General features: G+C 73.8%; 24 protein-coding genes. 8 read left to right on the top strand and 16 right to left on the bottom strand.

From position 1 onward, the window contains the following. Positions 1-22: 22 nt before the first annotated feature. Positions 23-1,135, bottom strand: coding sequence for a chitinase (locus IEY78_RS03190; protein WP_189095968.1), 1,113 nt, complete (start codon positions 1,133-1,135; stop codon positions 23-25). Between the two features lie 424 nt (positions 1,136-1,559). On the opposite strand from IEY78_RS03190, the gene IEY78_RS03185 reads away from it, so the two are divergent. Further along, complete coding sequence (locus IEY78_RS03185; protein ID WP_189095967.1) at positions 1,560-2,315, top strand: dienelactone hydrolase family protein; 756 nt, start codon at positions 1,560-1,562, stop codon at positions 2,313-2,315. A 43-nt stretch (positions 2,316-2,358) separates the two neighbouring features. Here the strand turns inward: IEY78_RS03185 and IEY78_RS03180 are convergent, their stop codons facing one another. The 6 genes from IEY78_RS03180 to IEY78_RS03155 all read right to left on the bottom strand — a co-directional run bounded on the left by IEY78_RS03180 (position 2,359) and on the right by IEY78_RS03155 (position 7,773). Continuing rightward, positions 2,359-3,552 carry a cytochrome P450 family protein gene (locus IEY78_RS03180; protein ID WP_189095966.1) on the bottom strand — a complete coding sequence of 398 codons (1,194 nt, stop codon included), beginning with the start codon at positions 3,550-3,552 and terminating at the stop codon, positions 2,359-2,361. Beyond that, the gene (locus IEY78_RS03175; RefSeq protein ID WP_229699671.1) at positions 3,549-4,739 is read right to left on the bottom strand and encodes an MAB_1171c family putative transporter; all 1,191 of its coding nucleotides are present in this window, start codon (positions 4,737-4,739) and stop codon (positions 3,549-3,551) included. The genes IEY78_RS03180 and IEY78_RS03175 overlap by 4 nt, the downstream gene beginning before the upstream one ends. After that, positions 4,732-5,304 carry an ImmA/IrrE family metallo-endopeptidase gene (locus IEY78_RS03170; protein ID WP_189095965.1) on the bottom strand — a complete coding sequence of 191 codons (573 nt, stop codon included), beginning with the start codon at positions 5,302-5,304 and terminating at the stop codon, positions 4,732-4,734. Before IEY78_RS03170 ends, IEY78_RS03175 begins: the two co-directional genes overlap by 8 nt. After that, the gene (locus IEY78_RS03165) at positions 5,304-5,804 is read right to left on the bottom strand and encodes a helix-turn-helix domain-containing protein (RefSeq protein ID WP_189095964.1); all 501 of its coding nucleotides are present in this window, start codon (positions 5,802-5,804) and stop codon (positions 5,304-5,306) included. The genes IEY78_RS03170 and IEY78_RS03165 overlap by 1 nt, the downstream gene beginning before the upstream one ends. Positions 5,805-5,988: 184 nt before the next feature. Beyond that, positions 5,989-6,930, bottom strand: coding sequence for a hypothetical protein (locus IEY78_RS03160; RefSeq protein WP_189095963.1), 942 nt, complete (start codon positions 6,928-6,930; stop codon positions 5,989-5,991). A gap of 183 nt (positions 6,931-7,113) precedes the next feature. Then, positions 7,114-7,773 carry a ScbR family autoregulator-binding transcription factor gene (locus IEY78_RS03155; protein ID WP_189095962.1) on the bottom strand — a complete coding sequence of 220 codons (660 nt, stop codon included), beginning with the start codon at positions 7,771-7,773 and terminating at the stop codon, positions 7,114-7,116. 99 nt (positions 7,774-7,872) lie between these two features. On the opposite strand from IEY78_RS03155, the gene IEY78_RS03150 reads away from it, so the two are divergent. Together IEY78_RS03150 and IEY78_RS03145 are read left to right on the top strand one after the other, a co-directional pair. After that, positions 7,873-8,793: a ScbA/BarX family gamma-butyrolactone biosynthesis protein gene (locus tag IEY78_RS03150; RefSeq protein WP_189095961.1), complete on the top strand. Its 921-nt coding sequence runs from the start codon at positions 7,873-7,875 to the stop codon at positions 8,791-8,793. 225 nt (positions 8,794-9,018) lie between these two features. After that, a complete protein-coding gene (locus IEY78_RS03145; RefSeq protein WP_189095960.1) occupies positions 9,019-9,738 on the top strand; it encodes an HAD family hydrolase in 720 nt (239 codons plus the stop codon). Positions 9,739-9,752: 14 nt separating this feature from the next. Here the strand turns inward: IEY78_RS03145 and IEY78_RS03140 are convergent, their stop codons facing one another. The 3 genes from IEY78_RS03140 to IEY78_RS03130 form a co-directional block, all read right to left on the bottom strand. Continuing rightward, complete coding sequence (locus tag IEY78_RS03140; RefSeq protein ID WP_189095959.1) at positions 9,753-10,451, bottom strand: FadR/GntR family transcriptional regulator; 699 nt, start codon at positions 10,449-10,451, stop codon at positions 9,753-9,755. A gap of 113 nt (positions 10,452-10,564) precedes the next feature. Then, positions 10,565-12,421: a GMC family oxidoreductase gene (locus IEY78_RS03135; protein ID WP_189095958.1), complete on the bottom strand. Its 1,857-nt coding sequence runs from the start codon at positions 12,419-12,421 to the stop codon at positions 10,565-10,567. Continuing rightward, positions 12,418-13,809, bottom strand: coding sequence for a tocopherol cyclase family protein (locus IEY78_RS03130; protein ID WP_189095957.1), 1,392 nt, complete (start codon positions 13,807-13,809; stop codon positions 12,418-12,420). The genes IEY78_RS03135 and IEY78_RS03130 overlap by 4 nt, the downstream gene beginning before the upstream one ends. A gap of 302 nt (positions 13,810-14,111) precedes the next feature. Here IEY78_RS03130 and IEY78_RS03125 point away from each other — a divergent pair, with 302 nt between their 5' ends. Together IEY78_RS03125 and IEY78_RS03120 are read left to right on the top strand one after the other, a co-directional pair. Continuing rightward, positions 14,112-14,267, top strand: a complete 156-nt coding sequence (locus IEY78_RS03125) for a DUF6131 family protein (RefSeq protein WP_189095956.1) — start codon at positions 14,112-14,114, stop codon at positions 14,265-14,267. 51 nt (positions 14,268-14,318) lie between these two features. Then, positions 14,319-14,543, top strand: a complete 225-nt coding sequence (locus IEY78_RS03120) for a DUF6480 family protein (RefSeq protein ID WP_189095955.1) — start codon at positions 14,319-14,321, stop codon at positions 14,541-14,543. Between the two features lie 186 nt (positions 14,544-14,729). Here the strand turns inward: IEY78_RS03120 and IEY78_RS03115 are convergent, their stop codons facing one another. After that, complete coding sequence (locus IEY78_RS03115) at positions 14,730-15,959, bottom strand: cytochrome P450 family protein (RefSeq protein WP_189095954.1); 1,230 nt, start codon at positions 15,957-15,959, stop codon at positions 14,730-14,732. A 137-nt stretch (positions 15,960-16,096) separates the two neighbouring features. Continuing rightward, positions 16,097-16,831 carry an IPT/TIG domain-containing protein gene (locus tag IEY78_RS03110; RefSeq protein WP_189095953.1) on the bottom strand — a complete coding sequence of 245 codons (735 nt, stop codon included), beginning with the start codon at positions 16,829-16,831 and terminating at the stop codon, positions 16,097-16,099. Positions 16,832-17,224: 393 nt separating this feature from the next. Here IEY78_RS03110 and IEY78_RS03105 point away from each other — a divergent pair, with 393 nt between their 5' ends. Continuing rightward, complete coding sequence (locus tag IEY78_RS03105) at positions 17,225-18,463, top strand: cytochrome P450 family protein (protein ID WP_189095952.1); 1,239 nt, start codon at positions 17,225-17,227, stop codon at positions 18,461-18,463. A 128-nt stretch (positions 18,464-18,591) separates the two neighbouring features. Here the strand turns inward: IEY78_RS03105 and IEY78_RS03100 are convergent, their stop codons facing one another. The 4 genes from IEY78_RS03100 to IEY78_RS03085 all read right to left on the bottom strand — a co-directional run bounded on the left by IEY78_RS03100 (position 18,592) and on the right by IEY78_RS03085 (position 23,377). Continuing rightward, complete coding sequence (locus IEY78_RS03100; protein WP_189095951.1) at positions 18,592-19,710, bottom strand: IPT/TIG domain-containing protein; 1,119 nt, start codon at positions 19,708-19,710, stop codon at positions 18,592-18,594. A gap of 312 nt (positions 19,711-20,022) precedes the next feature. Continuing rightward, complete coding sequence (locus tag IEY78_RS03095; RefSeq protein WP_189095950.1) at positions 20,023-20,505, bottom strand: hypothetical protein; 483 nt, start codon at positions 20,503-20,505, stop codon at positions 20,023-20,025. A 492-nt stretch (positions 20,506-20,997) separates the two neighbouring features. Continuing rightward, the gene (locus IEY78_RS03090) at positions 20,998-22,719 is read right to left on the bottom strand and encodes an acyl-CoA dehydrogenase family protein (protein ID WP_189095949.1); all 1,722 of its coding nucleotides are present in this window, start codon (positions 22,717-22,719) and stop codon (positions 20,998-21,000) included. A gap of 85 nt (positions 22,720-22,804) precedes the next feature. Beyond that, positions 22,805-23,377 (bottom strand): PadR family transcriptional regulator, encoded by a 573-nt coding sequence (locus IEY78_RS03085; RefSeq protein WP_189095948.1) that lies wholly within the window; start codon positions 23,375-23,377, stop codon positions 22,805-22,807. 237 nt (positions 23,378-23,614) lie between these two features. Between IEY78_RS03085 and IEY78_RS03080 the strand changes: the two genes are divergently transcribed. Both IEY78_RS03080 and IEY78_RS03075 read left to right on the top strand, forming a co-directional pair. Continuing rightward, on the top strand, positions 23,615-24,286 hold the full coding sequence (locus IEY78_RS03080) for an AAA family ATPase (protein ID WP_229699670.1): 672 nt from the start codon (positions 23,615-23,617) through the stop codon (positions 24,284-24,286). 148 nt (positions 24,287-24,434) lie between these two features. Continuing rightward, positions 24,435-26,417 (top strand): P-loop NTPase family protein, encoded by a 1,983-nt coding sequence (locus IEY78_RS03075; RefSeq protein ID WP_229699669.1) that lies wholly within the window; start codon positions 24,435-24,437, stop codon positions 26,415-26,417. The last annotated feature ends 8 nt before the right edge of the window (positions 26,418-26,425 follow it).

The following is a 26,425-nucleotide window of genomic DNA, read 5'->3' as shown; positions in this document are numbered from 1 at the left end:
CCACGCAGGGCGCCGATGGCCGTCAGCCGCGGCCCGTGAAGGCCCGCATGAACTCGTTGGTGTTCTTCCCGGTGCTGGAACACGTTGCCTGCGCCTGGATGTTGGCGCCCTCCGGGCACGGCTTGTCGCGGGTGGCGGACCACATCGACAGCCGGCCGAGCCCCTTCTGCCGGGCGAAGGCCTTGAGTTCGGCCGCGTCGCCGGGCGTGAAGATCTCGCCCTTGACGTCGTTCACCCCGATCATCGGCGTGACGCCGACCGCCTTCCACGCCGCGGCCTCACCGCTCAGGCCCAGCGCGGACTTGACCTGCCGCTGGGTGGCAGTAGCGGCGGCGATGGCGTATTTGCCCATGTCGCCGGTGTAGGAGGTGCCGTAGTCCATGGCCATGATGTTCACGGTGGAGATCCGGACGCCGTTCTTCTTCGCGCTCCTCAGGAGGGCGACGGAGTTCCGGTTCAGGCCCGAGGGCATCACCGGCAGGGTGAAGGAGACGTCCAGCTTCCGGCTCTGCTGGAGCTTGGCGATCGCCCGGGCGCGCCTGTCGTTGGCCTTGGTGTCGGTCAGGGCGGCGGCCTCGATGTCGAAGTCGGCCCCGGTCAGATGGTAGGCGTCGATGACCTTGCGGTAGGCGTCCACCAGCTTGTCCACCGAACCGCAGGACCGCGCCAGCTCGTTGCCGCTCTGGCCGCCGAAGGAGATCCGCACCTCGCCGCCCTGGGCGCGCAGTTGCTCCGCCTGCTCCGCCACCGGGTTGTCGGCCAGTTCCTGCCGTCCGCCCCACTTGGGCTCGCAGCCGCCGCCCGGGGAGACAAACGCCAGGGTGTAGTCCTTCACGCCGGTCTCCCGGGCGCCCTTGAGGAGGTCGTAGGAGGGCGTGAGCGAGGTGTCGACGTACGGGGCGAAGGCGCCGGAGGGCCTGGAGGGGGCGTGCGGGGAGGGCGCCTTGGTCGCGGGGGGCGTGCTCTTGTGCGGCGGGGGCGTCGCCGGCCCGGGGGTCTTGGCGGGGTCCGGGTCGCCGGACGAGCAGCCGGCGAGCAGCGACGCCGCGAGTGCCGCGGCCGTCGCCGCCGCCATGGCGGCCGGTATCCGAGTGCGGCTCCCGCGCACGGCGGGCTGTGAGGTGTGCTTCGTCATCGTCGGGCTGCATCCTTTGTGGGGGGTGAGCGGTGGTGTGGGGGTCTGGGTCCCGCACGGCTGCCGCGGTCCTCCCCCACCGCCCCGGGAGCGGACCGCGATCCGGACGCGTTCCGGATCAACTTCCCTCGGCCCAAGGCAATCGCATCCTTTTTCCCTGGTCAAGAAATGCCCTTCGGCGCGGGCGGGCGCGGGCACGGTCCGCAGCCGAGGTGCTGCGGACCGTCGCTACTGTGGGACGATCCGCCGGCGTGGTGACCGGCGGCGGGCCGCCGCCCCCTCCGCGCGCCGCCCGGAGCCCCGTGGCGGCCGGCCCCGTGACGGATCACACCGTCACAGGTGGCACCGTGACCGACACCACCGTGACCGACAGCACCCTCGCCGGCGGCCTGATGGCCGGCAGCCGGAGGAAAGGAAAGCGAGCATGACAAACGTGCAAGGAACCTCCCTGGACATCCGCACCCCGGACGGGACCGCCGACGCCTACCTCGCGCACCCCGGCGACGGCGCGGCGCACCCCGGCGTCCTGCTCTACATGGACGCCTTCGGGCTGCGCCCCGCACTGGAGGACATCGCCCGCCGGCTGGCCGGGCACGGCTACACGGTGCTGGTGCCCAATGTCCTGTACCGGGCCGGGCGCGCCCCCGTGGTGGAGCTGCCGGACTTCATCGATCCCGCCCAGCGGCCGGAGATCTTCAAGCCGCTCTTCGGCCTGGTCCAGTCGCTCACTCCCGACCTGGCGCTGCGGGACGTCGGCGCCTACCTCGACTGGCTGGACGCCTCCCCGCTGGTCGCCGACGGGCCGATGGGCACCGCCGGCTACTGCATGGGTGGCGTCCTCGCGCTGCGCACCGCCGCGGCCCACCCCGACCGTTTCGGGGCGGTGGCCTCCTTCCACGCCGGCCGCCTGGTCACCGAGGCCGAGGACAGCCCGCACCGGCTCCTCGGCCGCGTCACGGCGGAGCTGTACTTCGGCCACGCCGACCAGGACCAGTCGATGCCGGCCGACCGGATCGAGGCCCTGGAGCAGGCCGCGGACGCGGCGGGCGTGACGTACCGCAGCGAACGGTACGAGGGCGCCTCCCACGGCTACACCCAGGCCGACACCGCCGCGTACGACGCCGAGGCGGACGAGCGGCACTGGCGCAACCTGCTGGAACTCTTCGCACGCCGCCTCTGACCCCGCGGGCCGTCCGGGGCGCTCAGCGGGCCCTCCGGGGCGCTCACCCGACCGCGACAGGCAGCCGCTTGAGGGCGTGCGACCGGAACGACGCGCGCCACTGCAGCTGTTCGTCGGGGACGGCGAGCCGCAGCCGCGGGAAGCGGTCGAGGAGGGTGGAAAGGGCGGTGCGGATCTCCAGCCGGGCCAGGGCGGCGCCCAGGCAGTAGTGGACGCCGTGGCCGAGTGCGAGGTGCACCTTGTCGGCGCGGTGGAGGTCGAAGCGGTCCGGTTCGGGGTAGCGGGCCGGGTCGCGGTGGGCGGCGGCGAGGCCGAGCAGCACGGTGTCGCCGGCCGGAATCCGTACGCCGCCGATGTCGACGGGCTCGGTGGGGAAGCGCCGGATGGCCATCTGGTTGGGGTGGGCGAAGCGGAACAGCTCCTCCACGGCCTCGGGCATCAGCTCGGGCCGCGCCCGCAGGGTGCGCAGCTGGTCGGGGTGGCGGAGCAGGGCGAGCAGCCCGCCGCTGATCAGGTGCTGGGTGTTCTCGCTGCCCGCCATGAGGATCAGGAAGGCCAGCGAGACCAGTTCGTCCTCGCTGAGCCGGGTGCCCTCGTCGCGGGTGGCGATCAGGGAGGACAGCAGGTCGTCCGCGGGCCGGGCCCGGCGGTCGGCGATGAGGTCCACGAGGTAGCGGTGGATGTGTCCGATCGCCTCGGCGGTGTGTCCCGGGTACTCGGGGGCGAACATCGCGGCGACCCAGCCGGAGAACGTGCGGCTGTCCGCCTCGGGCACGGCCAGCAGGTCGCCGATGACGGCCAGCGGCAGGGGGTTGGCGAACGTCGTGACCAGGTCGGCCTCCCCGGCCTCGGCCAGCCGGTCGGCGAGCTGCGCGGCCACCGTGGCCACCCGCGTGCGGAGTTGCTCGACGTGCCGCGGCGTGAAGCCCTTCGAGACCAGCCGGCGCAGCCGCAGATGGTCGTCGGGGTCGATGTTGAGGAGGTTGGCGTCCAGCGCGGGCGGCAGGGAGAAGCCCCGGTAACCGTTCGTGGAATGCGCCTTGTTCACCGACAGCCGGGTGTCGGTGAGTCCGGCCCTGACGTCGCGCTCGCGGGTGACGAGCCAGACGGGGGACCCGTCGGGCAGTGCGATCCGGTGCACGGACCCCGCGTCGCGCAGCCGGGCGTAGGTGGGGTACGGGTCCTGGAAGAACTCGTGGTCGAAGGGCCGGCTGAGGGCGGTGGTCGGCTGCGTCATGGGCGTTCCTGGGGTGCCGGGACGGCCGCGGGGTGCGCGGCCGCGGCCCGGGCGATCGGGGACGTGGTGAAGGCGCGCGCCAGCTTGCGCTGGAAGGCGAGTTCGGCGGCGAGGTCCTGGGGCTCCGCCATCCGGGGGGTCTGCGGGTGGACGGCGGGCCGGCGCTGGGCGGCGCGCGCCTCCAGGGCGGCCCTGAGCTGTGCCGCCTCGACGGTGGCCGCCAGGTCGGTGCCGGCCAGACCGGCCGCGAGGGCGCGCTCCTCGGCGGCGCCGGCCACCGCGGCCGGGGTCCACACCCGCAGTGCCCACTGGGCGTCGCGGATCTCCACGAGCCTGCGGTAGAGGCGGGTGCGCAGATCCGTGTCGGGTTCGAGGTGCAGCACCGGTTCGGGGATCTGGGAGGTGACCTCGCGGTGCAGCGGGCCGAGCTCCCGGAAGGCGCGGTAGTCGGTGAACCGCCCCCACAGCGCGCTGAGATGGCGGCCCCAGTCGGGCAGGATCCAGCCCAGGGTCTTGCTGAGGGTGGCGATGGTGACGGCGACCTGCGCCACGGGCTCCCAGGCCTGCCCGCCGACGCCGAACTGGGCAGCGACGATGTCGGCGGCCCGGCAGCCGGTGTAGACGAGGGCGAACGGCAGGGTGGCGGCGATGAGGTACAGCCCGCGGCGCATCCAGGGGTGCGGTGCGATCCGGGCGTAGCGCCAGCCGAGGACGCCCACGTCGATCTGGTTCGCGGCGTAGGCGAGCAGATAGAGGGTGAGGTAGGCGGGGTAGTACTGGGCGCTGTCGAGGGCGAAGTCGTCGGGCTTCTCACCGCGGCTGGTGGCCGCGGCGAACAGCGCGACCATGGCGGCGAGGACGAGCCCGAGCCCGATCAGCCGGGGCCGCGCCTTGCGCCAGGCGAGGGGGGCTTCATGGGTGAGGTGGAGCAGCACGACCTGCTGGCAGGCCGTCAGCAGGACGACGCAGCTCTGCGACAGCAGCCCGGAGAAGTTGACGATGCCGACGGCGCTGCTGAGGGCCGCCCAGACCGCGGGGGTGGAGACGGTGTAGGTGACGAACAGGAAGAAGAAGTTGCCGAGCAGCGCGAGCTGCGTCACGGACCGGTCGGTGCGCAGCACGCGCAGTTTGTACAGCAGCGCCAGGCCGGCGACGACGGCGCACAAGGGGTAGAGAACGCTATTCATGACTTCCTCGGAAGGCGGGATTGTCCAGCGCACCGAGCCGGGCGACCAGCTCCTGCATGGCGGGTGGGACGGGCCGGGGCCGGCCGGTGGTCCAGCTGCCGATCCGTCGTCCGATCAGGGAGCCGACGTACTCGGCTTCGGTCTCCGCCCAGGACCGGGCGTGTTCGCGGCCCAGGGTCCGGCGGATCAGCGTGGGGTCGAGCGAGGGCAGCAGCAGCCGGGAGGCCTCGGGGGTGAGGACCGGGCTCGCCTCGTGGTCGCAGATGAGGTGGCCCAGCTCGTGCAGGATGACCTGCTGCTGGTGCACGGGGGCGAGCCGCTCCTCGTAGACGACGTACTCCGCGCCGGCCGTGGAGACCCAGAGGCCGTCGGGGCTGCCCAGCGGCAGGGGGCAGGGCAGCAGCTGGATGGGCCGTCCGGAGCGCCGGCTGAGGTGGGCGCACAGGTCGTCGACGGACAGCTCGGTGCGGGCGGGCAGCTCCAGCTCGTCGACCCGTCGCTCGCACGCCTCGCGCAGCCGCGCCGCCTGCGGGTCCACGTGCCGGTGCCGCCAGCGCATCACCATCACTGCGCGGTGGCGTCGTCGCCGCCCTGCCCCGGAAGGTCCTCGAGGGTCGCCCGGGCGGCTTCGGCGGTGGTGACCAACCGGGTGATGAGATGGCTCAGTTCGGTCAGCGAGGAGGCGGGCGCGGCGGGTCCGGTCTGGCGCAGTGCCACGCTCTCCACGCGATGGCTGCGCAACTTGCTGAGCAGCTCCAGCTCGGAGTTGACGTCGTTGAAGACCTGCTCGTCGAGGAAGTAGGCGACGCGGGAGATGCCCAGGCTGTGGGCCACCTTGACGAGCGTCTCCACGGTCAGGTTGGTGCCGTCCGCGGATTCGGCGGCGGCCAGGGTGCGCTTCGAGACCCCGGCGAGTTCCGCGAGCCGGGCCAGGGTGACGGGGCCTTCGGGGTGGTGCTGGCGGAGATGGCGGAGCCGGCGGGCGATGGCGGTCTTGGCGGCGTGCGCGGCCTCGTCCGGACCGGCGGACATGCCTGCCCCCTTGGCGAGTTCGTGACGGTCCACCCTTGTCCCTCCATGGCGTGTGCACTACAGGATCGCACGCGGCACGATGCCCCCGGTGCAGGGTACGCGGCGCCGCTGACCTGCGTACGGAGGGAGGGATGCCGGCCCCCAGCGGCGGCCGGCATCCCGGGCGGAGTGCGGTGTGGCCGAAACGACGCGGCCCCTGGCCGGATCGAGTGGCCGGTCAGCCGCCCGCGGTCGCGTCGTGGACGAGGTGCAGTCCGGGGCAGAGGTGCGGGGCCGGCAGCGGCCACGAGGGCGGCAGCGCGGACTCCGCCGCCATCGACTCCCGGGCGGCCCGTTCGGCCTCCCCGCGGCCCGGGCCCAGGCGGTCCCGCCAGATCAGCTCCTCGGCGATGCCGTAGGCCCAGGAGCCGAGCCAGCCGCTCTGCCGCGGGCAGTGCAGCGCCAGGGCGCCCCGCAACGCGTCGTAGGCGCACAGGAGTTGGCCGGACAGCTCGGCGTCGCGATGAAGGGCGTGCGGACGCTCGTGCGGCGGCGGTACCGGGCAGTCCTCCAGCAGGTGCGCCACCCGCCGGAGGAGCAACTGGGCGCCGTCCTTGAGCGGCTGGGGCGCCGAGCCCTTCGGGCACGAGACCTCCCAGAGCTCTTCGAGCGGATCGTCGTCCCGGGTGAAGGGCGGCGCGGGCGCCTCCTCGCACGGAGAGTCGTCCGCGGTGACCGCGGCGGGCGCACCGCCCTCGGCGCGGCGGTGCTGTGTGCACTCCGGGACGGGGCCCACCACGGGCGAGTGCCGCAGGAGGTGTTCGTGGTGCAGTTGGGACCACAGGTCACGCGGGGCGGCCGGTCCGGTGAGCAGGCACCAGACGGGGTTGATGTGCCAGCTGTAGCCGGTGACGCGTTCTATGTGTCCCGAGCCGCGCGTGGCGAATACGGCCAGCCGCCCGGTGGAATTGTCCTGGACCTGCGTGTAGAGGCTTTCCCCGAGCTGCCAGGCCGCGCCGATACCGAACGGCGCCTCCTGAGCGGCCGTTGCGCCTTTGTGCGCGGCGGCGGGAAGAAGCGTGTGCAATACCGCGTCGCCCGCCGGATTCTCGCGGTCGGCGAGGAAGGGAATGCGTCCTCGGCGGCTGCCGGAGAGAGAACTGCTGCGCTCAGCCGCCATGCGGGTCTCCCGTCGCGGTTCGGCAGGCGGCAACAGCCGTGTCCGGCTGGGCCGCAGAAGCTATGACGGTCACTGGTCGTCCCCCTTTGGCCATCTCTCGAAGGCTCCGCTTCGAGACGATAGACACAAGCGCAGCATGGTGCAACTAACTGCCGGTGTCATGCAATAAACTGCACCGTCCCCCTACGCCGGCTCGGGTTCCTGCGTACCGGCAGGGGTCCGGCGGCGGACCCGCTCCAGCAGGCCCGCGGGGTCCGGTTCGGCCTGGAGGGCGCGGAGCAGCAGCAGCCACATGTCGTGCAGATGGGCCTCGATGTGCCGGCGCCCCTCCAGCGCGTCGGAGACGGTGTGCAGCCCGAAGAAGGCGCAGACGACGCTGTGGGCGGTCGCGGCGGGCGACACCCCGGCGGCGAGTTCGCCGCTGTCCCCGGCCTCTTCGAGGAGCTGGGTGACCGCCTCGATCCAGCCGAGGAACGGGGCGGGCAGCTCGGTCTCGATGGCCTTGCGCTCGGCCCAGAGGCGGGACCCGGCGCGTACGACGATGTCGTCACGGAACGAGCGGGCCACGTCGAAGCTGAGGCCGACGAGCTGCTCCAGGGCGGGCAGGCCGGGCTTCCGGTTGCGGGTGATCAATTGCGGCCAGGTGGCGAAATGCTCCTCGACGATGGCCAGCGCGAGTTTCTCCTTGCTGGCGAAATGAAAATAGATGGCTCCGCTGGTACGGCCGGAATGTGCGCTGATATCGCTGATGCTGGTACCGGCGTAGCCCCGCTCGTCGAACAGGGCTGCCGCCGCCTCCAGAAGGAACCTGCGGGTCGTCTTCGCGCGGATCTGCACGTACACCTCAGACGTCGTTCTCGTGCCGGCGGCCCGCAATCTATCGCGCTGCGCCACCCGGAATGAACAGGTGCGGATGTTCGAATTTCGATATTCCCTGGTCGTATGAGTTCCTCAACTGCTGGCACTGCCGGAAAGAGTGAGCCGCTCAGCCGGTCCCGCACCGTCGAGCGGGAGCTGGTGCACCGCACCTCCGTGGCGGAGGTCCTCCTCACGGACGTACGGCGGACCCGTACACCCGACGTCTTCGCCGCGGCCGCGTCCTGGCCGCGGGCCCATGCGACGTTCCCCCGCGACGGGTCACAGCGGCACAGCCCGTTGATCATGGTGGAGACGCTGCGCCAGCTGGGCCTGTACATCCCGCTGCGGTTCTACGCCGTTCCCGCGGCGTGCCACGCGGTCATCACCGACCTCTACTTCCGCCTCGCGGCCGGCAGTGCGCCGCCCGCTCACTCCGGCGCGACCGAGGTCACCTGCCGCGCGCGGGTGAGCGCCGTACGGCGCACCGCGGACCACCGCGTGTGCGCGCTGCGCCTGGACGCCGTCTTCACCGTCCGCGGGCTGGCCTTCGGGCAGGGCGGCGGCGGTGTGCGGTTCCTGAGCGAGGCGCAGTACCGGGCGTTGCGCGGCCGGGCCGCCCGGGTCGCGGTGGCCGTCCCGTCCCCGGACGGGGCCCACCGGCCGCCGGCCGCGGCGCTGGCCGTGAACCACCCGCAGGACGCGGTGCTCGCCGTCGCCGGGGACGGGCTGCTCCTCGCGCCCGCCGACCCGCTGCACCCGTTCCTCTTCGACCACCCGACCGACCATGTGCCGGGGATGGCGCTTCTGGAGGCCGCGCGGCAGGCCGCCTCGTACGGCAGCGGCGGCACCCTGCGCCGCCCGCGCGCCGGCCGGATGAAGGCTGTCCGGTTCACCGAACTCGCCCCGCCCGCCCGGGTGCTGTGCACGCAGTACGACTCCCTCTGCGTCTTCCGGGTCACCCAGGGCGGTACACGGACGGCCTACGGAACCCTCAGTTATCAATAGAAACATACAATATGGACAATTAGGAGCCTATTGACCGGGGCGAGTTGCCGTCCGTAACGTAACGATCGTTATTTTCCGATGCAGAGCCCACCAGGCCCCCTTTCGCGGTGGCCGACCTCTGCCGGAAACCCCCAGCCCGGTGCCCGGCGGCCGTCATCCGACGCTGCCTCGCCCCGCACGCGACCGGTCATTCGCCGCCCCGGGCCTGTCGGAACGGAAACCCGGATGACCGCACATCGCCTTTTCTCCTGGACACCCGCCGCCGTCGTCTTCGACTGCGACGGCACCCTCATGGACACCGAACGCCACTGGGTGGACGCCCGCGACCTGGTGCTGCGCGAATACGGCTGCACCCCCTCGGCCGAATTCTCCGAACAGGCCCGCGGTGTGCACTACACCGAATGCGGGCGCCTGATGGCCGAGGCGGCCGACCGCCCCGACCTGACCAAGACCATGACGGACACCCTGCTCGACCGCTTCCGCGAGCTCGTGGCCGCCAACCCCACCACCATGCCCGGCGCGCCGGAACTGGTGCACTCCGCCGTGCAGTTCGCCCCGCTGGCGGTGGCCAGCAACTGCCCGCTGGAGGTCGTCGAGTCCTGCCTGGACATGGCCGGGCTGCGGGAGTGCTTCCGCCACATCGTGGTGCCCGACGCCGCCATCAGGCCCAAGCCGCACCCCGACGTGTACGTCACCGCCGCCCGGCTCTGCGGGGTCGACCCGGGGGACACGCTGGCCGTCGAGGACTCCCACTGCGGCGTGCAGGCCGCGGCGGCCGCCGGCATGCGGGTGCTCGGGGTGGGCGCCCAGCCCGGCGAGAAGGAGCAGGAGCTGGCCGACTGGTGGGTCGACTCACTGGCTGAGCCGACGGTGCAGGGGTGGGCCGGTACCCGCATCCCGGCCCAGGACACCGGGCCCGGCGGCAACGGGGCCGCCGTCTCCTGAGTCACCCCGCCGGGTCAGGACACCCGCCCGTCCGGGGCGCGCATGAGGGCTTCGGTACCCGTCATATAGGCCTCGACGGCCCGGCGGGCGGCGTCCTCGTCGCCCGCGGCCACCGCCTCCGCCACCGGGTGGAGGCGGTCCGCGGCGGCAGCGGCGTCCTGGAACGGACCGGCGAGCGCCTGGCGCACCGGGAGGTAGCCGCCGAGCAGGGTGTTGGTCATCAGCAGATAGACGCGGTTGCCGGTGGCGCGGGCCAGGGCGCGGTGGAACTCCGCGTCGGCGAGCTGCACCTGGTCGCCGACGCCGCCGGCCCGTACGGCGGCGACCTGCTGCCGCAGCGCCGCGACATCCCGGGCGGTGGCCCGGCGCGCGGCCAACCCCCCGATCAGGGTGCCCACTTGGCGGCGCACCTCGAAGATCTCGCCCAGCCAGGCCGCGTCCCGCCGCACCAGCGACGGCAGCAGCTCCGCCGTCCCCAGCCGCCAGAAGTCCCGGACCCGCGTGCCCACCCCGTGCCGGGTCTCGACCAGGCCCGCCTGCATCAGCCGGACGAAGGCGTGCTTGAGGGTGGTGCGGTTGACCCCGTAGGAGGCGGCCAGCTCGCGCTCGGGCGGCAGCAGGGCGCCCACCGGGTGCCGGCCGTCGATGATCGCGTCCCGCAGCCGGCGCTCCAGGGCGTCGACCGTCGTGTCACGAGTGATCGGATCGTCCATCGGCGCCACCACCGCTCCCCCACCCCCACGCGGCCCGGCGGCCGTCCGACGTTGTCGTGCGCGCCCCACCGTACAAGGGCGCACGGCCGGACGCGGGATCCGCCGCCCGGGCCTCAGCCGCCCTCCGCGCCGCAGGCGGCCTCCGACACGGCGAGGGCCAACGCCATGATGGTGACCTGCGGATTGACCTCGGGGCAGCTGGGCAGCGCGGAGCCGTCCGCGATCAGTACGCCGCGCACACCGCGCAGCCGGCCGAGGGGATCCGCGGGTGCCCGCCGGGCGTCGGCGCCCAGGGCGACGGTGCCGGTCGGATGGAACGCCGACAGATGGAGCTGCCGCGGGGTGACCGTCTCCAGGGCGGCGTCCAGCTCGCGGGTGCTGCGGACGGACGGGGCGCCCGGCACCCCCGTGAACACCTCCTCGGCGCCGGCCGCCAGCAGCAGCTCGCCCATGGCCCGTACGGCGTCCAGCAGCCGCCGGCCGTCGCGCGGATCGAGGCGGTACCAGGAGACCGCCCGCTCCCGGCCCGTCACCCCGCCGCCGGGCCGGTCGGCGATCATGGCGCCGAGGGTGGCGAGATGCCCGGCACCCTCCAGGCCGGAGCGCAGCGCCCGGCCCGCACCAGGCAGCACGAAGGAGCTCAGTCCCGGCGGCGGGGCGGTGGCCTCCAACAGGATGCCGCGGTCGTGCAGTTCCTCCACGCCGGCGCTCTGCAGCACCGACGGCGTCCCGGCGACCGGCTCGGCGAAGCGGCCCGCGACGCTGGTGGCCGGGTGGACCGCGAGATTGCGGCCGGTCATCGGATGGCCGCCGAGGCCCGACCGGCGCAGCAGCAGCGGCGACTGGAGCGCGCCGGCGGCCACCACCACCAGCGGGGCGAGGATCTCGAAGGCGGTGCCGTCCGGCCGCCGGGCCGCGACCCCGGCCACCCGCGGGCCGCCCGGGCGGTCCCGCTCGACGAGGAGGCGGTCCACCCGGGCCGAGGTGACGAGGCGGGCGCCGTGCGCGCAGGCGTCGGGCAGCACCGACAGCTGCACGCTCTGCTTGGCCCCCGTCGGGCAGCCCACGACGCACTCGCAAGAGCCCCGGCACCCGGGGGCGTTGCGGCGCAGGGTGTCCGCCCGCCAGCCCAGCCGCTCGGCGCCGAGCAGGGTGAGGCGGCCGTTGGCCCCCAGCACGTCGGCGGGCTGCCGGGCCACGGTCAGGGTGCGCTCGACCTCGTCCAGCTGCCGGGCGAAGCGCGGGGCGTCGGCGAGCGGCAGGCCGAAGGAGTCCCGCCAGCGCGCCAGCACCCGGTCCGGAGTGCGGTAGCAGGTACCGGAGTTGACGATCGTGGTGCCGCCCACCGCCCGGCCGGTCGGCAGCAGCACGCCGGGCGCGCCCAGCATGACGCTCGCGCCGCCGTCACGGTAGAGCGCCCCGAACCGGTCGAGCGGGGTCCGGCGGGCGAACTCGGCGGTGGGGTGGTGCCGCCCCTCCTCCAGCACCAGCACCCGCAGTCCGGCCCGGGCCAGGGTGCGGGCGGCGATGGCGCCACCGGCACCGGAGCCGACGACGACCGCGTCGGCGCCCTGCCGGTCGGGCCACTGTGCCGAGGGCGTGCAGTCCAGCGGCGGGTCGGCGGGCGCCACCGGGCGGGCCGCCGGGGTGGCGCGGCGCGCGTGGTACTCCGTACCGGCCGCGAGCAGCACCGGGACCTTGACCAGGTCCATGAGGTGCGCCGTGCCCGGCCGGCTCGCCAGTGCGGTGACGGTGCGCTCCCGCTCCTGCGGGGTGAGGCGGGCCAGCGGCCGGCCGTGCCGGGCCCGGGCGCAGACGTCGACGGCGCGCGCCGCCGCGGCCATCGCGGCACGGGCGGTCCGCGGCATGGCGGCGAGGGCCCCGTCGAGGCGGGCGGCCACCGCGCGCACCGCCGCCGGATCCTCCTCGGCCAGCAGCGCGGCCAACAGCCCCTCGGTCGCGGTGTTCATCGCTCGCCCACCTCCGCGTGCGCGGTGCCGCGCAGGGTCCAGGCGGCCTCCGGGCGCCAGCCGCCCCACCAGCGCTCCAGGACGATCCGGGCATCGGCGGTGACGCTGTTGCGGCACACCGCACGGCTGCCGTCCGGATCGGTGTACTCCAGCGCCAGGGTGCGCTCTTCGGGCTGGTCGACCGTGACCCGGATGCGGCGCGGGCCGGCCCGTCCGGTGACGGTCCAGGAGGGCAGCCCGACCTCCGCGCGGAAGCGGCCGAGCCCGCCCCAGCCCAGCGCGGTGCGGGTGCCGCGCCGGGGCCAGTCGCGGCCCGCCCGGCGCAGCCGCAGGAACACCAGCGGCGGCAGTCGGTCCAGCCCCGGGCGGCGGGCCACCGCGGCCACCACCTCCAGCACGTCACCGCCGCCGAGGTCGGCGTGCAGCCAGGTCCAGCGGCGGGCGTTGCCGTGGCCGTAGATCCGTCCGGTGGCGCCGGGCGCGTCGGAGAGGGTGAGGTCGGTGCCGGGGCCGCGGACCGTCCCGGTGTAGCGGGCCCGGCCGCCCGGGACGATCTGCGCGGCCGGCAGCAGGGGGCGGCGCCAGGCCCAGGCGGGGAAGGTGTGCAGGGTGGCGCCTTCTTGATGCTCCGTCAGGTCCCAGGTGTACGGGCCGCAGCTGCCGCGCAGCCGGCCGGGCCCGGCCAGGGCGTCCGTGGCCCGGAACCCGGCGGCATCCGGCGTGACCGGTTCGGGTCCGAAGCGGGCGTGGTCGACCGGGCCGCCGGGCGGGCACACGGCCACCCACCCGTGCGCGTAGGCGCGGCTGCCGTCCTCGGGGGCGGTGATCTCGTGGTGCAGCCAGACCCCGGTGCCGGTCGACGGATCCGTGAGGGTGGTGTACCAGACCTCCGTCCGGCCGGGCCGGCCGTTCCACCGCGGGGCGAGCTGCGCCGGGCCGGGGTCCTCGGCCGGGAAGCGGAAGCTGGCGAGGAACGGCAGCAGGGCGCCCGACAGCGAGAAGCGCACGGTGCCGCGCCCGGCCTCCCGCCGCTCCTCGTCGTGGACGGTGAAGGGCAGGACGGTCATGGAGGTCAGCGGGTGGCGCGGCGAGGGGGACTTCCAGCCGTCCAGCAGGTAGGTGCGCCCGTCCCTGCGGAAGGTGAGGCGGTAGCGGATCCGGCGCCGGGCGAGCGGCGAGATCTCCATTTCGCCCGCCACCGGGGTGGCGCCCTCCCAGCCGTCCACCCGCAGCCGGCCGCGGGCCTGTGCGCGGGTGGTGCGCCACGGCAGCAGCACGGTGTCGGTGCGGACCTCCAGGTCCAGGCGGACCGGCCGGGCCTCCCGCTCCCCGGTCAGCGTCACGGTGCCGGTCATGGTCTCGGTGAAGCGGGTGCGGCGCTTCGTCATCGGGCGCCTTTCCGCGTGGGGGTGCTCTGCATCCGACAGCTCCTCGTCGACGTGGATCGGTCGCAGTGGCTCAGTGGATGAGCCACTCAACCAATCGACTCGCCGGGCGTCAAGAGGTCCGGCCATGACTGGAGTTGGCGACGGCGGCGAGGAGGGCGGTTCACGGGGACGCCGTGCGCGACCGTATCCGGCGATTCCCGCCCGGCCCGGACACCGGCCACGACCGTGCAGGTCAGCGGTTGCCCTTGCGGCCGGGCCGGATCACAGTGAGAGAGGAGACATGTACGAGATCGGAGAGCAGCATGATCATTCTGGGTGTCATCTTGCTCATCATCGGTTTCGTGACCGGCATCGCGATCCTGTGGACGATCGGGATCGTGCTCGCCGTCCTCGGCGCGATCTGCTGGATCCTCGGCTCACTGGGGCACGCGGTCTTCGGCCGACGGCACTACTGGTAGCGCCGTCCGCACCGGCTCGCGCGCCTCGCACACAAGGAGGAGCTCTCCGGCATGGACGAACAGACGCAGGATCCCGGCCCCCGTGGCCGCCCCGGCCCCGTAGGCGGAGTGCCGCCCGGCGAAACCCCCGCGGGCGAGGGCAGCACGGGCGCCGAGACCGGCCCCCGCGACCAGCAGGCACGCGGATGGGCCAAGGGCCCGATCATCATCCTCGGCATCATCGTCGTGCTCTGCGCGGCCTTCTTCATCGCCTACGCGGTGACCGTGGCGATCTAGGGGCTGCCGGCGCGGTAGCCGGATGCCTGGTGGTGCGGCGGGCCCGCGCCCCGGCGGCGGCTCCAGCTGCGAAACCGCGCATACGAAGCGTCCGGTGCGACTACGGAGTGTGCCCGGGTGTCCGCGGATCGATATCGCCCCCGGGGCCACTCCTCGCCCGCGGCTCTCCGTGGACCCGGTCGGCCGTCACGCCGTCGACGGTGACGGTGACGGCGACCAGCGGACCGGAAGGTGCCGGGGCCCGCGGAGCAACGCGCCCAGGCGCCAGCGCAGATCGGCCGGGTGGGCGTCCAACTCCAGGTCCGGGCAGCGTTCCAGGAGTGTGCGCACCGCGATCCGCGCCTCGATGCGGGCCAGCGGGGCGCCGAGGCAGAAGTGGATGCCATGGCCGAAGGCCACATGCCCCCGGGCGTCGCGGGTGATGTCGAAGCGCCCGGGGTCACCGAAGCGGACGGGGTCCCGGCCGGCGTCCGCGATCACGGGGAGCACGACCTCGCCGCCGCCCGGGATCACCGTGCCCGCGATCTCGGTGTCCTCGGTGGTGAAGCGGAAGGTGGAGGTCTCGATCGGCCCCTCGTAGCGCAGCATCTCCTCGACCGCGTTGTCGATCAGGGACAGATCGGCGCGCAGCGCGGCGAGTTGCGCCGGGTGGGTGAGCAGCGCGAGGACTCCGTTGGAGATGAGATTGGCGGTGGTCTCATAGCCCGCGATCAGCAACAGCTGTGCCATGCCCAGGAGTTCGGACGCGCTGAGCCGGTCGCCATCCTCGTCGCTCACCCCGATCAGGGCGCTCAGCAGATCGTCGCCGGGGCGGACCCGCTTCTCCTTCACCAGTCCGTCGAGGTAGTCGGTCATGGCCACCAGGGCTTGCCCGGCCTCCGGCGAAGCGGCGCCGAGGAGCAGGACCTCGGTCCAGGCGCGGAAGGCCTCGCGGTCCAGGGACGGCACGCCCAGCAGCTCGCAGATGACGGTGATCGGCAGCGGGAAGGACAGCGCGTCGACGAGGTCGGCGCGGCCGTCGGGCGCGGCGAGCATCGACTCCAGCAGCCCGTCGGTCAGCTCCTGGACGCGTGGCGCGAGGGACGCCATCCGGCGCGCCGTGAAGGCCCGGGCGACCAGGCCGCGCAGCCGGGTGTGGTGCGGCGCGTCGGAGCGCAGCATCGTCACGCCCAGGGTCACCTGCTGGAGCGGCTGCGCGGACGTGGCGTGCTCCCACTCCTTGGACAGCCGCGGGTCGCTGAGCGCCGCGCGCACCTCGTCGTATCCGACGACCAGCCAGACGACCGGCCCCTCCGGGAGGCGCACCCGGTGGACCGGGCCCCGCGCGCGCAGCGACGCGTACACCTCGTACGGATCGCGGACGAAGTCCTCCCCCATCGCCGTCAGATCGAGTGTCTCCACCGGTTGCGTCGCCATCCGGCCTCCTCCCCGTCCTGCCTGGTCTCGGTGCGGCCGCGTACGGGGCATCCCTTCCCGGCGCAGGGGCCGCTCACCGCGCCTCCCGCCGAATGGCCGGTCCTCGACGGCGGCGGGGCGGGGTGGCGTCCGCCGCGTCAGCCGAGCAGGTAGAGGAACGTCCCGGGCGCGGTGACGCTGCCGCCCGTGGTGGTGACCACGATGGAGACGGCGCCCAGGGAGTGGGTGGGCGCGATGGCCGCGACCCGGGTGCTGGAGAGCGCGGCGAATACGGCCTGGACGCCTCCGAAGGTGACGCCGGTGGCCGTCGACAGCCCCGTCCCGGTGATGTCGACCAGGGTGCCGCCCGCCGGGAGGCCGGTGAGCGGGGTGAAGCCCGAGACGGTCGGCGCGCCCACGACGGTGAAGGTCACCGAGGCGGTGGCGGTGCCGCCGCGGGCGGTGACGACCAGGGCCACCACGCCCGCCGCGTGGGCCGGACTCACGACGGTGAGCTGGCTGTCGGACACCACCGTCGGCGTCACGACCGTCGCGCCGAACGCCACGGACGTGGTGGTGGCGAGCCCGCGCCCGGTGACCGTGATGGTGGCGCCGCCCGCCACGGGACCGGACGTCGGCGACACGCCGACGATGACGGGCGGAGGGATGTAGTAGAAGGGCTCCGGGTCGCTGGTGCCCGCGGCCGTGCTGACCGTGGTGTCGACCACGCCGGCCCCCGAGGGGGCCACCACCGAGACGGAGGTGGCCGTATTGGCCGTGATGGTGGCCGACTTGGCGCCGAAGAGCACCGCGGTGGCGTTGGCGAGATGGGTGCCGGTCAGGGTCACGTCCGCGCCGCCGCCGGTGGATCCCTGGTTCGGACTGATCGGCATGTTCTCGCCACCTTCCCCGGCAACACCCGTGCCCTGCCTGTCACTCACCAGTTAGGCAGGGCCGCTTTCACCGGGCGAGGGCGCACTTGCCTTCTTCATCCGGATGGCGCAGCGCGGAAGCGGCGTCCGCGGGCCCCGGTGGCATCCGGCGGGGCGGGGAAGGCGCCGACGCCTGCCGGGCGCCCGCGGGGTGCCGCCGCCGGTATGACTTGCCACCCTCCGGGGTGAGCGCCCTCCCGTTCCCCGCACGGCGGGCCGTGCCGCGGCGCTATCAACGCGTGGTGAGGGAGACGGCCGCCGCCCGGCCCGTCGTGGCCGTCGCACCGCCGAGGCTGCGGCGCCGCCGCCGGGCACGCGCACCCACCGCACCGCCGAGGACAAGGAAGTCCCGTCATGCCCGATGAGCCCGAACTCCTCGTCCTCGACGCCCGCGGCGCCGACCCGGACGCCGAGATCCGCGCGCTGCACGCCCGGGGGCCCGCGTCGCGCGTGGACATCCTCGGCGTGACGGCGTGGTCAGTCAGCGAACCCACCCTGCTGAAGCGGCTGCTGAGCAGCCCGGACGTGTCCAAGGACGCCCGGCAGCACTGGCCGCGCTTCGCGGAGGTGAGCGGCAGCTGGCCCCTCGCCCTGTGGGTCTCGGTGAAGAACATGTTCACGGCCTACGGCGGCGAGCACCGCAGGCTGCGCCGCCTGGTGGCGCCCGCCTTCGCCCCGCGCCGGGTGGCCGCGCTCACCGGGACCGTCGAGGCCCTGGTCTCCGGTCTGCTCGACGGCCTGGCGGCCACCGCGCCCGGCGAGACCGTCGACCTGCGCGAGCGCTTCGCCTACCCGCTGCCGATCCAGGTCATCAGCCATCTCATGGGGCTGCCCGCGGACCAGCGCGAGGGCTTCCGCGGCGTCGTCGACGGGGTGTTCGCCACCACGCTCACCCCCGAGGAGGCGGCCGCGAACACGGCGCGCCTGTACGCCGTCCTCGACCGGCTCATCGCGGCCAGGCGGGCCGCTCCCGGGGAGGACATGACCTCCCTGCTCATCGCCGCGCGGGACGAGGAGGGCGGGGAATCGGCGCTGTCCGACGAGGAGTTGCGCGACACGCTGCTGCTGATGGTCTCGGCGGGCTACGAGACCACCGTCAACCTGATCGACCAGGCCGTCACGGCGCTGCTGACCCATCCCGACCAGCTCGCCCTGGTACGCACAGGCCGGGCCGGCTGGGCGGATGTCGTCGAGGAGACCCTGCGTCTGAGGCCGGCCATCAAGCACCTCCCGCTGCGCTTCGCGGTCCGTGACATCCCGCTGCCCGACGGACAGGTGATCGCCGCGGGCGAGGCGATCCTGGCCTCGTACGCCGCGGCCAACCGCCATCCCGGCCGGCACGGCGAGCGCACCGGCGTCTTCGACCTCACCCGCACCGCACCGGGACCGGAGCATCTGGCGTTCGGCCACGGTGCCCACTACTGCCTGGGGGCGCCGCTCGCCCGCCTGGAGGCCGTCACCGCCCTGCGGGCGCTCTTCGCACGCTTCCCCGACATCGAACTCGCCGTGCCCACAAGTGAGTTGGAGCCGGTTCCGTCGCTCATCACCTACGGGCACCGGCATCTGCCGGTACGGCTGCGGCCCGCCGTCTGACGGGCCGCAGCTGTCCGGGGGATGCCCCCGGCCGGGTGGGCGGACCGACCCGTCCGCCCACCCGGGGCTCAGGCGCCGGCCCTACGAGGCCGCCGCCGGTCCTCGCGGGACGACCGCGCGGGCGCCGCTCACACGTAGGTGTAGCCGCCGGGGACGAGGGTGCTGCCGCCCGGCGTGGTGACCGAGACCGGCACGTTGCCGGCGGCCCCGGCCGGGGTGAAGCCCACCAGGGATGTCCCCGCGGCGTTTACCGAGACCCCGGTCGCCGGCACCCCGTTGAACGTCACCGACGCCCCGGTCAGCGAACTCCCCGAGATCACGAACGCCGTACCGCCCGCCGTGCTCCCGGTGGCCGGGGTGATCGACGTGGCCACCGGCGGGGGCGGCGCGGTGTAGGTGTAGCCGCCGGGGACCGAGGTGGAACCCGTCGGCGTGGTGACCACGACCGGCACGTTGCCGACGACTCCGGCCGGGGTGAAGCCCACCAGGGACGTCCCCGCGGCATTCACCGAAACCCCCGTCGCCGCCACCCCGTTGAACGTCACCGACGCCCCGGTCAGCGAACTCCCCGAGATCACGAACGCCGTACCGCCCGTCGCGCTTCCCGAGGGCGGGGTGATCGATGTGGCCACGGGCGGGGGCGCGGTGTAGGTGAACCCGCCGGGGACGGTGGCGCTCCCGGCCGGTGTGGTGACCACGACGGGCACATTGCCGGCCGTGCCGGGCGGGGTGATGCCGGTGAGCAGGGTGCCGGCCGCGTTGACGGACACCCCCGTGGCCGGCACCCCGTTGAAGGTGACCGTCGCGCCGGTGAGACCGGTGCCGGTGATGGCGAACGCGGTACCGCCGGTGGTGGGCCCGGTGTTGGGCACCAGGGCGGTGACGGTCGGGCCGGGCGGCGGGACGACCACGTAGGTGTAGTACACGGGGTTGGTGGTCCCCCAGGGCGTGGTGACGACGACCTGGACGGCGCCCGCCGCGTGCGCCGGTGCGAGCACGGTGATCGAGTTGCCGTAGGGGTCGATGGAGACGATGGTGGCGGGGGTACCGCCGAAGGTCACGAGGGTCGCGCCCTGCAGATTGGCCCCGTTGAGCTGAACCGTGTTCCCTCCGGTGGTCGGCCCCTGGCTGGGTGTGACGTTGAAGAGTCTGGGATATCTGGACCCGCCCCCGCCCCCGCCCCAGTCCCCGCCGGGCCAGGAGTCCGTGGGCTGCGCGATTGCTGCCTGCTGTACGACTGCGGACATGGCATCTCCCTGGGCAGCGTCCGCGCCGTTTCCGTGCACGAACCGATTCGTGCGCGGAGGCGTCCGAGGCGGATGGTGCTGCCGTCGAGTGGTGGATGCCTGCGACAGTAGGGTTTCCGGCAGAGGCGAAAAAAGGCGCGTACGTGACAGCAATGGTGCGTTCGGCGATCAAAATGACAATAGGCAGATGAGCGTCGCCCCCGCGGACAGCAACGGCGCGCGCCGTTGTTCCGCGGAGCCGTCATCCGAGCCTGTCCGCGAGGGCGGACCCCCGCCAGGCGTCGCCGGCCGGGCGGGCGTCACGGCCCCGCTCTACGGCTGGTGGTAGATGGTGGCGCTCCAGCCGGCCTTCCAGCCTCCGTCGCCGAAGCGGAGGTTGACGGTGCACCTGCCGTTGTCGCCGTCGCAGTTCAGGCTGCTCGCCGGCACGGGCGCCATCCGCCGGGCGGCGGACCGCAGCGCCGGGTGGAACACGGTCGCGGGCCAGCGGGCCCGCCAGCGCCCGTCGCCGAACATCAGCTCGGCCACGCAGGAGCCGTTGTCGCCGTCGCAGGAGAGGTTCGTCACCGGTACGGGAGCGCGCGAGGCGGACCGGGTCGCCGCCTGGTGGAAGATGGTCGCGTCCCACCTGGCCTTCCAATTGCCGTCACCGAAGCGCAGGTCGGCCGTGCACTTGTAGGTGTCGCCATCGCAGCTGAGCGCGGTCACCGGAACGGGGGCGGCGAGGGCCGGGGCGGCCGGTCCGATCCCCAGAGCCGCGAGGGCGGCGCAGGTACCGAGGAGGGTGCGTCGCATGGCCGTGTCCTTCCGTCGCGGGCGCCCGCTGCGCCCGGTCCGGAGAAGGATCCGCTGATTCCGTCCGGCGTCACGACCGGCTCCACGGGCCTTCAGCAGAAGGTGTGAAGGCCCGGAACGGCAAGCGAACCCCTGGCCCTCGGCGCCCGCGGAGAACGGTGGTGAACAGCGCGTTCGTGGTGAACGCGGGGTGGTGAAGAGGGCGCATCGCAGAGCCCGCCCGGTATCCGGTGGCCCATGCCACGGGCACGGTCCGGCGCGCCGTCGGCGGCGTCGGGGGGCGCTGCTCCGACCGGCGCCCCGAGGGAGGGTGCGGGGCGGGCGCGGGCGGGTAGGGAGTCCGGTTCGGGTACGCGGGGGTGGGACGGGACGGCGTATCCGCTCCGGCGGCGCCGGGCCCGGCGGGGCCCGTGACCACAGCGCTCGGCCGGCCCCGTGCGGGGACCGGCCGAGTCGGTGGGTGCGGCGCCGGACGGACCGGGCGCCGGCTGGCTACGGGGCCATCTCGTACGCGCCGGCGAGCGCGGCGACGCGCTCCCAGACGCGGGCCGAGCGGGCCTCGTCGACGACCGGGCGGCGGACCGCGCCCAGCGCCCAGTTCTGCTGCTCCGGGGTGGCGGAGTCCTTGCCGTGCAGCTCGACGGCGTGCGCGGAGAAGTCCCGGACGAGGACGGCGAACAGCTCGTCGAGCACCTCCTCGTCGAGCCCGGTCAGCCGCGCCTGCTCCAGGATCAGCTGGCCGTGGACGACCAGCGCGAACAGCTGGCCGATGGCCAGGAGGAGGTCGAGGTCGCGGCTCTGCTCCTTGTCGGGGGCGGCGGTGGTGATGAACTCGCAGAGTGCGTCGGCCTGTTCGCGCAGGCGGGCGACGTTGGGGACGGCCGCGTAGGCGTCGTAGGCGGCGCGCCAGTCGTGGAAGCGGATGCCGCTCAGGCCGCGGGCCGGTCCCTGCCGGAAGAGGAACGCGTCGTCGGCCGCGTCGAGGCGGGTGGGCACCGGCTCGTACTCGGCCGGGTTCAGCAGGTGGTTGCCCATGAACTTGAGGATCAGGGCGAGGTTGACGTGGACCGTGCCCTCCAGCTTCGGCAGGCCGCGGATCTCGGTGGCGGCCTGGGAGAAGTAGGTGTCCTTCTCAAAGCCCTTGGCCGCGATGACGTCCCACATCAGGTCGATGACCTTCTCGCCCTCGGTGGTCACCTTCATCTTCGTCATCGGGTTGAAGAGGAGGTAGCGGCGGTCGTCGGGGCCCGCGGAGCGGAAGTAGTCGACGGCGCGGTCGCTGAACAGCTTCATCCCGACGAGGCGGACGTAGGCGTCGGTCAGCTCGCGGCGCACGTGCGGGAAGGCGGTGACGGGACGACCGTAGAGGATGCGGTTCTGCGCGTGGGTGACGGCCTCGTACATGGCGTGCTCGCAGATGCCGATCGCGCCCGTGCACAGGTTGAACTTGCCGACGTTGACGGTGTTGAGAGCGGCGTCGAAGGCCGCGCTGCCGGTGTGCAGGATGTCGTCGGCGCCGACCGGGTAGTTGTCGAGCCGGAACTCGCTGACGTACTTCGAGGAGTCGACGACGTTCTTCACCAGGTGGTAGTCCGGGTGGCGGCTGTCGGCGGCGAAGAAGACGTAGCCCTCGGGGCCCTCGATGTCGGTGCGGCGGCCGAAGACGGAGACGAGCCCGGCGGCGTTGCCGTTGCCGATGTAGTACTTGGAGCCGCTGGCGCGGAAGCCGCCGTTGCCGTCCGGCTCCAGCAGCATGTCGGTGGAGTAGATGTCGGCGCCGTGCGACTTCTCGGAGAGGCCGAAGGCGAACACCTCGCCCTGGTCGAGGAGTGCGGCCGCGCGGGCGCGGACGGTCTCGTTGTCGCTCTGCCAGATCGGGCCGAGGCCCAGGATGGTGACCTGCCAGGCGTACCAGTAGTCGAGCCCGTAGAAGCCGAAGATCTCGTTGAGGGCGGCGATCCGGGCAGTGTCCCAGCGCTTGTCCTGCGCTCCGTCGGCCGCGGAGGCCGGGGTGAGGAACGTCGCGAACAGCCCCTCCTTCGCGGAGAAGGCGAGGAACTCCGACAGCCAGGCGCGGGAGCGGTAGTCCTCGATCAGCCGGCGCTTGCCACGGTCCTCGAACCAGTCGACGGTGGCGCGCAGCAGCCGGCGGGTCTCGGGGTCGAAGTGCGCGGGGTCGTAGGTGCGCGGGTTGAACAGCAGCGGGTCGGCCATGGTGTTCGCCTTTCCGGTTCGTCGGGAGATGAGGGTCAGGAGACGTGCGGGCGGTGCCGGTGAGCGGCCCGGGCAGGCGGGCGGCTCACCGGGACCGGGTTCCGTGCGCGGCGGCGAGCCGGCGGAGGGTGGCGAGCACGTCCTCCAGCCAGGCGATCGTCATCCGCTCGTACGCGATGCCGCCGCGCAGCACGACGTGCTGGAGCTCCTGCCCGGCGTCGGGCTCGCCGGGGGCATCGGGTCCGGTGAAGTCCCGCCGCTCGCCCGCGAGATAGTGGGCGAGCCGGTCGGTGTGCTTGCGGTGGTGCCGCTCGACCTCGTGGATCAGCGCGGCCGGGTCGTCGAAGGCGGCGCCGCGGATCTTCACCGCGAGGTCGTGCCGGACGCTCTCCGGCTCGATCGGCTCGTGCAGCCACGCGGCGAGGGCGGCCCGGCCGGGCGCGGCGACGGAGTACTCCTTCTTGTCCGGCCGGGCCTGCTGCGGCACCTCCCGGACATCGATCCAGCCGTCGCTCTCCATGCGCTTGAGAACGCGGTAGATCTGCTGGTGGGTGGCGGTCCAGAAGTAGCCGATGGACCGCTCGAACCGCCGGGCCAGCTCATAGCCGGAGCCCGGTTGCTCCAGCAGGGAGACGAGGATCGCGTGGTCGAGCGCCATGCCCCGATCCTTCTATGCAACGAGTTGCATAAACAAGGGGCGCCGTGCGGGTGAGACACGGCTCACCCCGCACCCACCGCTTCCGCGCGCCTCCCCTGCGCGGCACCGCCGCCCGCCGCGCCGTGGGACGATGACGCCGACGGGGAATCGGGGGAGGCAGCGGTGCAAGGCGGAGTTTCGGGTGTGCCGGACGTGGGTGCCCCACCGTCGGGGCCACCGCGGCCACCGGTACTCGCGGTGCACGGCGGACTGTACGACCTGCGCGGACGGGCCGGCGCCCGGCCGGTCCCGTCGTCCCCGTTCACGCTGGTCTACCCGGCGAACGCGGTGGTGGTGGTCTCCGGCCTGCCGGGCAGCGGCAAGAGCACGCTGCTGCGCCGCGCCCCCGCGCAGGCCACCGTCATAGACCCGCGGGCCGTCCATGTCGCCTGCGAGGCGGTGATGCCCGACTGGCTGCCGTACGGCCTCTACCGGCCCTGGGCGCGGTGGAAGCACATCCGCTGGCTCCACCGCGAACTGCGGGGCGGGGGACCGCTGTTGGTGCACGACTGCGGCAGCCGCCCCTGGGTGCGCCGCTGGATGGCCCGGGCGGCGGCGCGCCGCGGCCGCCCCCTGCATCTGGTGCTGCTGGACGTCGGCCGGGCCGAGGCCCTGTCCGGCCAGAAGTCCCGCGGGCGGCGGGCGCCGCGACGCGCGTTCGCGCGGCACCACCGCGGTCTGGACCGACTCCTCGGCCGACTGTCCCGGGCGGCCGACGGCGGGGCCGCCGCGGACCGCGCGCCGCTGCCCGTCCCCCCCTGCGTGGCGGAGGCCGCCTCGGTGGTGCTGCTCGGCGGCCCGACCCGGGGGCTCGCGACATGGGAGTTCACCGGGGTGCCCGGGCCCGCGCGACCGGCCGACGGCCCGTGACCGCACCCCGCCACTGCGGCCCGTGAGACATCGTCAGCACCTTGCGTGAACCGCTGGCACGTTGCGCATGCGCGTGCCAACCTTCTGTAATCAGCCGGCGGTCATGTCGCCGGCCGGGACAGGGGGATGGGCCGTGACGGAGCGTCCGTTGGGCATACAGGGGATCGAGGCCCTGTACGAGGAGTGCCGCACTCGGGTACCGGACCACAAGGCCGCGCCGGCGGGGCACGGGCTCCCCGCGATCGTCCTCGTCGGACCGCGCGGCAGCGGCAAGACCGCCGCCCTGAAATGGCTCGGCCACCTCGGCTCGCGGCGTCCCCACGCGTACTTCGACTTCGACTCCGCCGCGCCCCGCCGCCCCCACGAGGTCGCCGGCCGCCTCGCCTACGGGCTCTCCCACCGCCTCCCCCGGCAGACCCCGCTGCTCTTCCCGCGGCTGACCCTGGGCCTGTTCGTGGTGGACCCCGAGCTGTTCCTGGACGCGACGGATCCCGAGCGGGCCAAGAAGCAGCTGCGGCGGGCGCTGCGCGGGCCCCGCGACCCGCATCCCGCGGCCGAGCGGGTGGTCGCGGTCGCCGGGCTGCTCCAGGACATCAACCTCGTCCGGATCCCGGGCATCAGCCTGCTGGCCAGCCTCATCCGGCAGCCGCCCAGCATGCCGCTGCGGGTGACCCGGCACACCGGATTCGCCTGGTATTCCGGCCCGCTGGCCGCGATGGACGCGCTGGTCGAACTCAACCAGCTCAGCAGGAGCGAGGACCCCGCGGACCGGGCCGCGGTCGACCGGCGGCTGTGCGAGGCGTTCCTGGCCGATCTGCGCGGCGAGTACGCCCGGCGGCAGCGCGACCGCAACTGCGTGGTGCTGCTGGACAACATCGACGCCCCCGGCGGGCGGGAGTTCCTCGACCTGCTGATGGAGCTGCGGGACGCCGCCGGTGCGCCCGATCCGCTGCTGGCCGTGGCCGGGGCCGCGAACGTCGGCCGGGTGCCGGGGATGTTCGCGACCGGACCGGCGGGCGTGCGGCTCCGCTCCCCCGAGCAGGCCGGCTACGCCGACTGGGAGCGGTCCATCCCGGACCCGCCGCCCAACCGCTCCTGGCGCTGGTACTGCGTCCGGCTGCGCGGGCTGACGGCCGGCGAGACCGCGCAGCTCGGCACGAACATCGCCACCCGGCTGCCGGACGCGCCGCTGCTGGCGCACCGGTTGACCGACGGGCATCCGTGGGGCGTCCGGCAGCTGCTGACCGCCTCGGCCCGCATCGTGGGCCGCGAGGGACCGGAGGCGCTGCTGCGCGGGGTGCTCTCGCGCACCACACCGGCCACGGCGGACGCCGACGAGGGGCCGCCGCTGGAGGCCGCGGCGCGGGAGTACCTGCTCCGGGATCTGACCGACGACCAGCGCCGGGCGCTCGTCGAGTGCTGTGCCGCCCGCGAGTTCGACGCGGCGTGCGACGCGGGGCTCCTCGACCGCTTCCCGCTGCACACCCGCGATTCGCTGGCCCGGGTGGTCGCGACCCGATTACTGCTGACCGACCCGGTCCCGCAGGACGCCGAGACCCGTGGCGGCCGCGGCTCGGGGTATCTGGAGCGGGTCCACCCGCACCCGTTGCGGGGCGGCAGCGTGCTGCACCCGTGGCCGCGCCTGCTGCTGTTGCGGGAACTGGCCGCCGTCCCGGACCGCTGGACGGCCGTCCACGGCAGGCTGCGGACCTGGCACACCGAGCACGGCCACCCGCTGGACGTGCTGTACCACTCGCTGGCGCTGCACGAGGTGGACGAGGTCGTCGAGCATCTCGCCCGGCGGCTGGCCGAACTCTCCGACACCGAGGTCTGGCTGTACGAGCTGTACGCCGTCACCGCCGCACCCTTGCGGGAGCCGGTGCTGCCGGAGCAGTCCGCGACGCTGCGGGCCGAGCAGCTGGCCGCGGAGCTGGCGCCGCGCGCGTTCGCGGCGCACACCCCGCTGACCCTGCTGGTGCTGTCGCTGTGGCTGGCGTCCGATCCGCGCAACCGGCTGCCCGGGGCGCAACCGGAGCTGAACCGCACGATCAACGCGATGTTCCAGTACCTGGCCATGCGCTCGGCGCCCACCCGGGTCGGGCTGCTGCACGAGGCCGCGAAGTACGCCTGAGCGCACCG

Origin of the sequence: Streptomyces kronopolitis (genome assembly GCF_014646275.1) — a bacterium.
GTDB classification, from domain to species: Bacteria; Actinomycetota; Actinomycetes; order Streptomycetales; family Streptomycetaceae; genus Streptomyces; species Streptomyces kronopolitis.
This window is presented reverse-complemented; position numbering and strand designations above follow the sequence as displayed.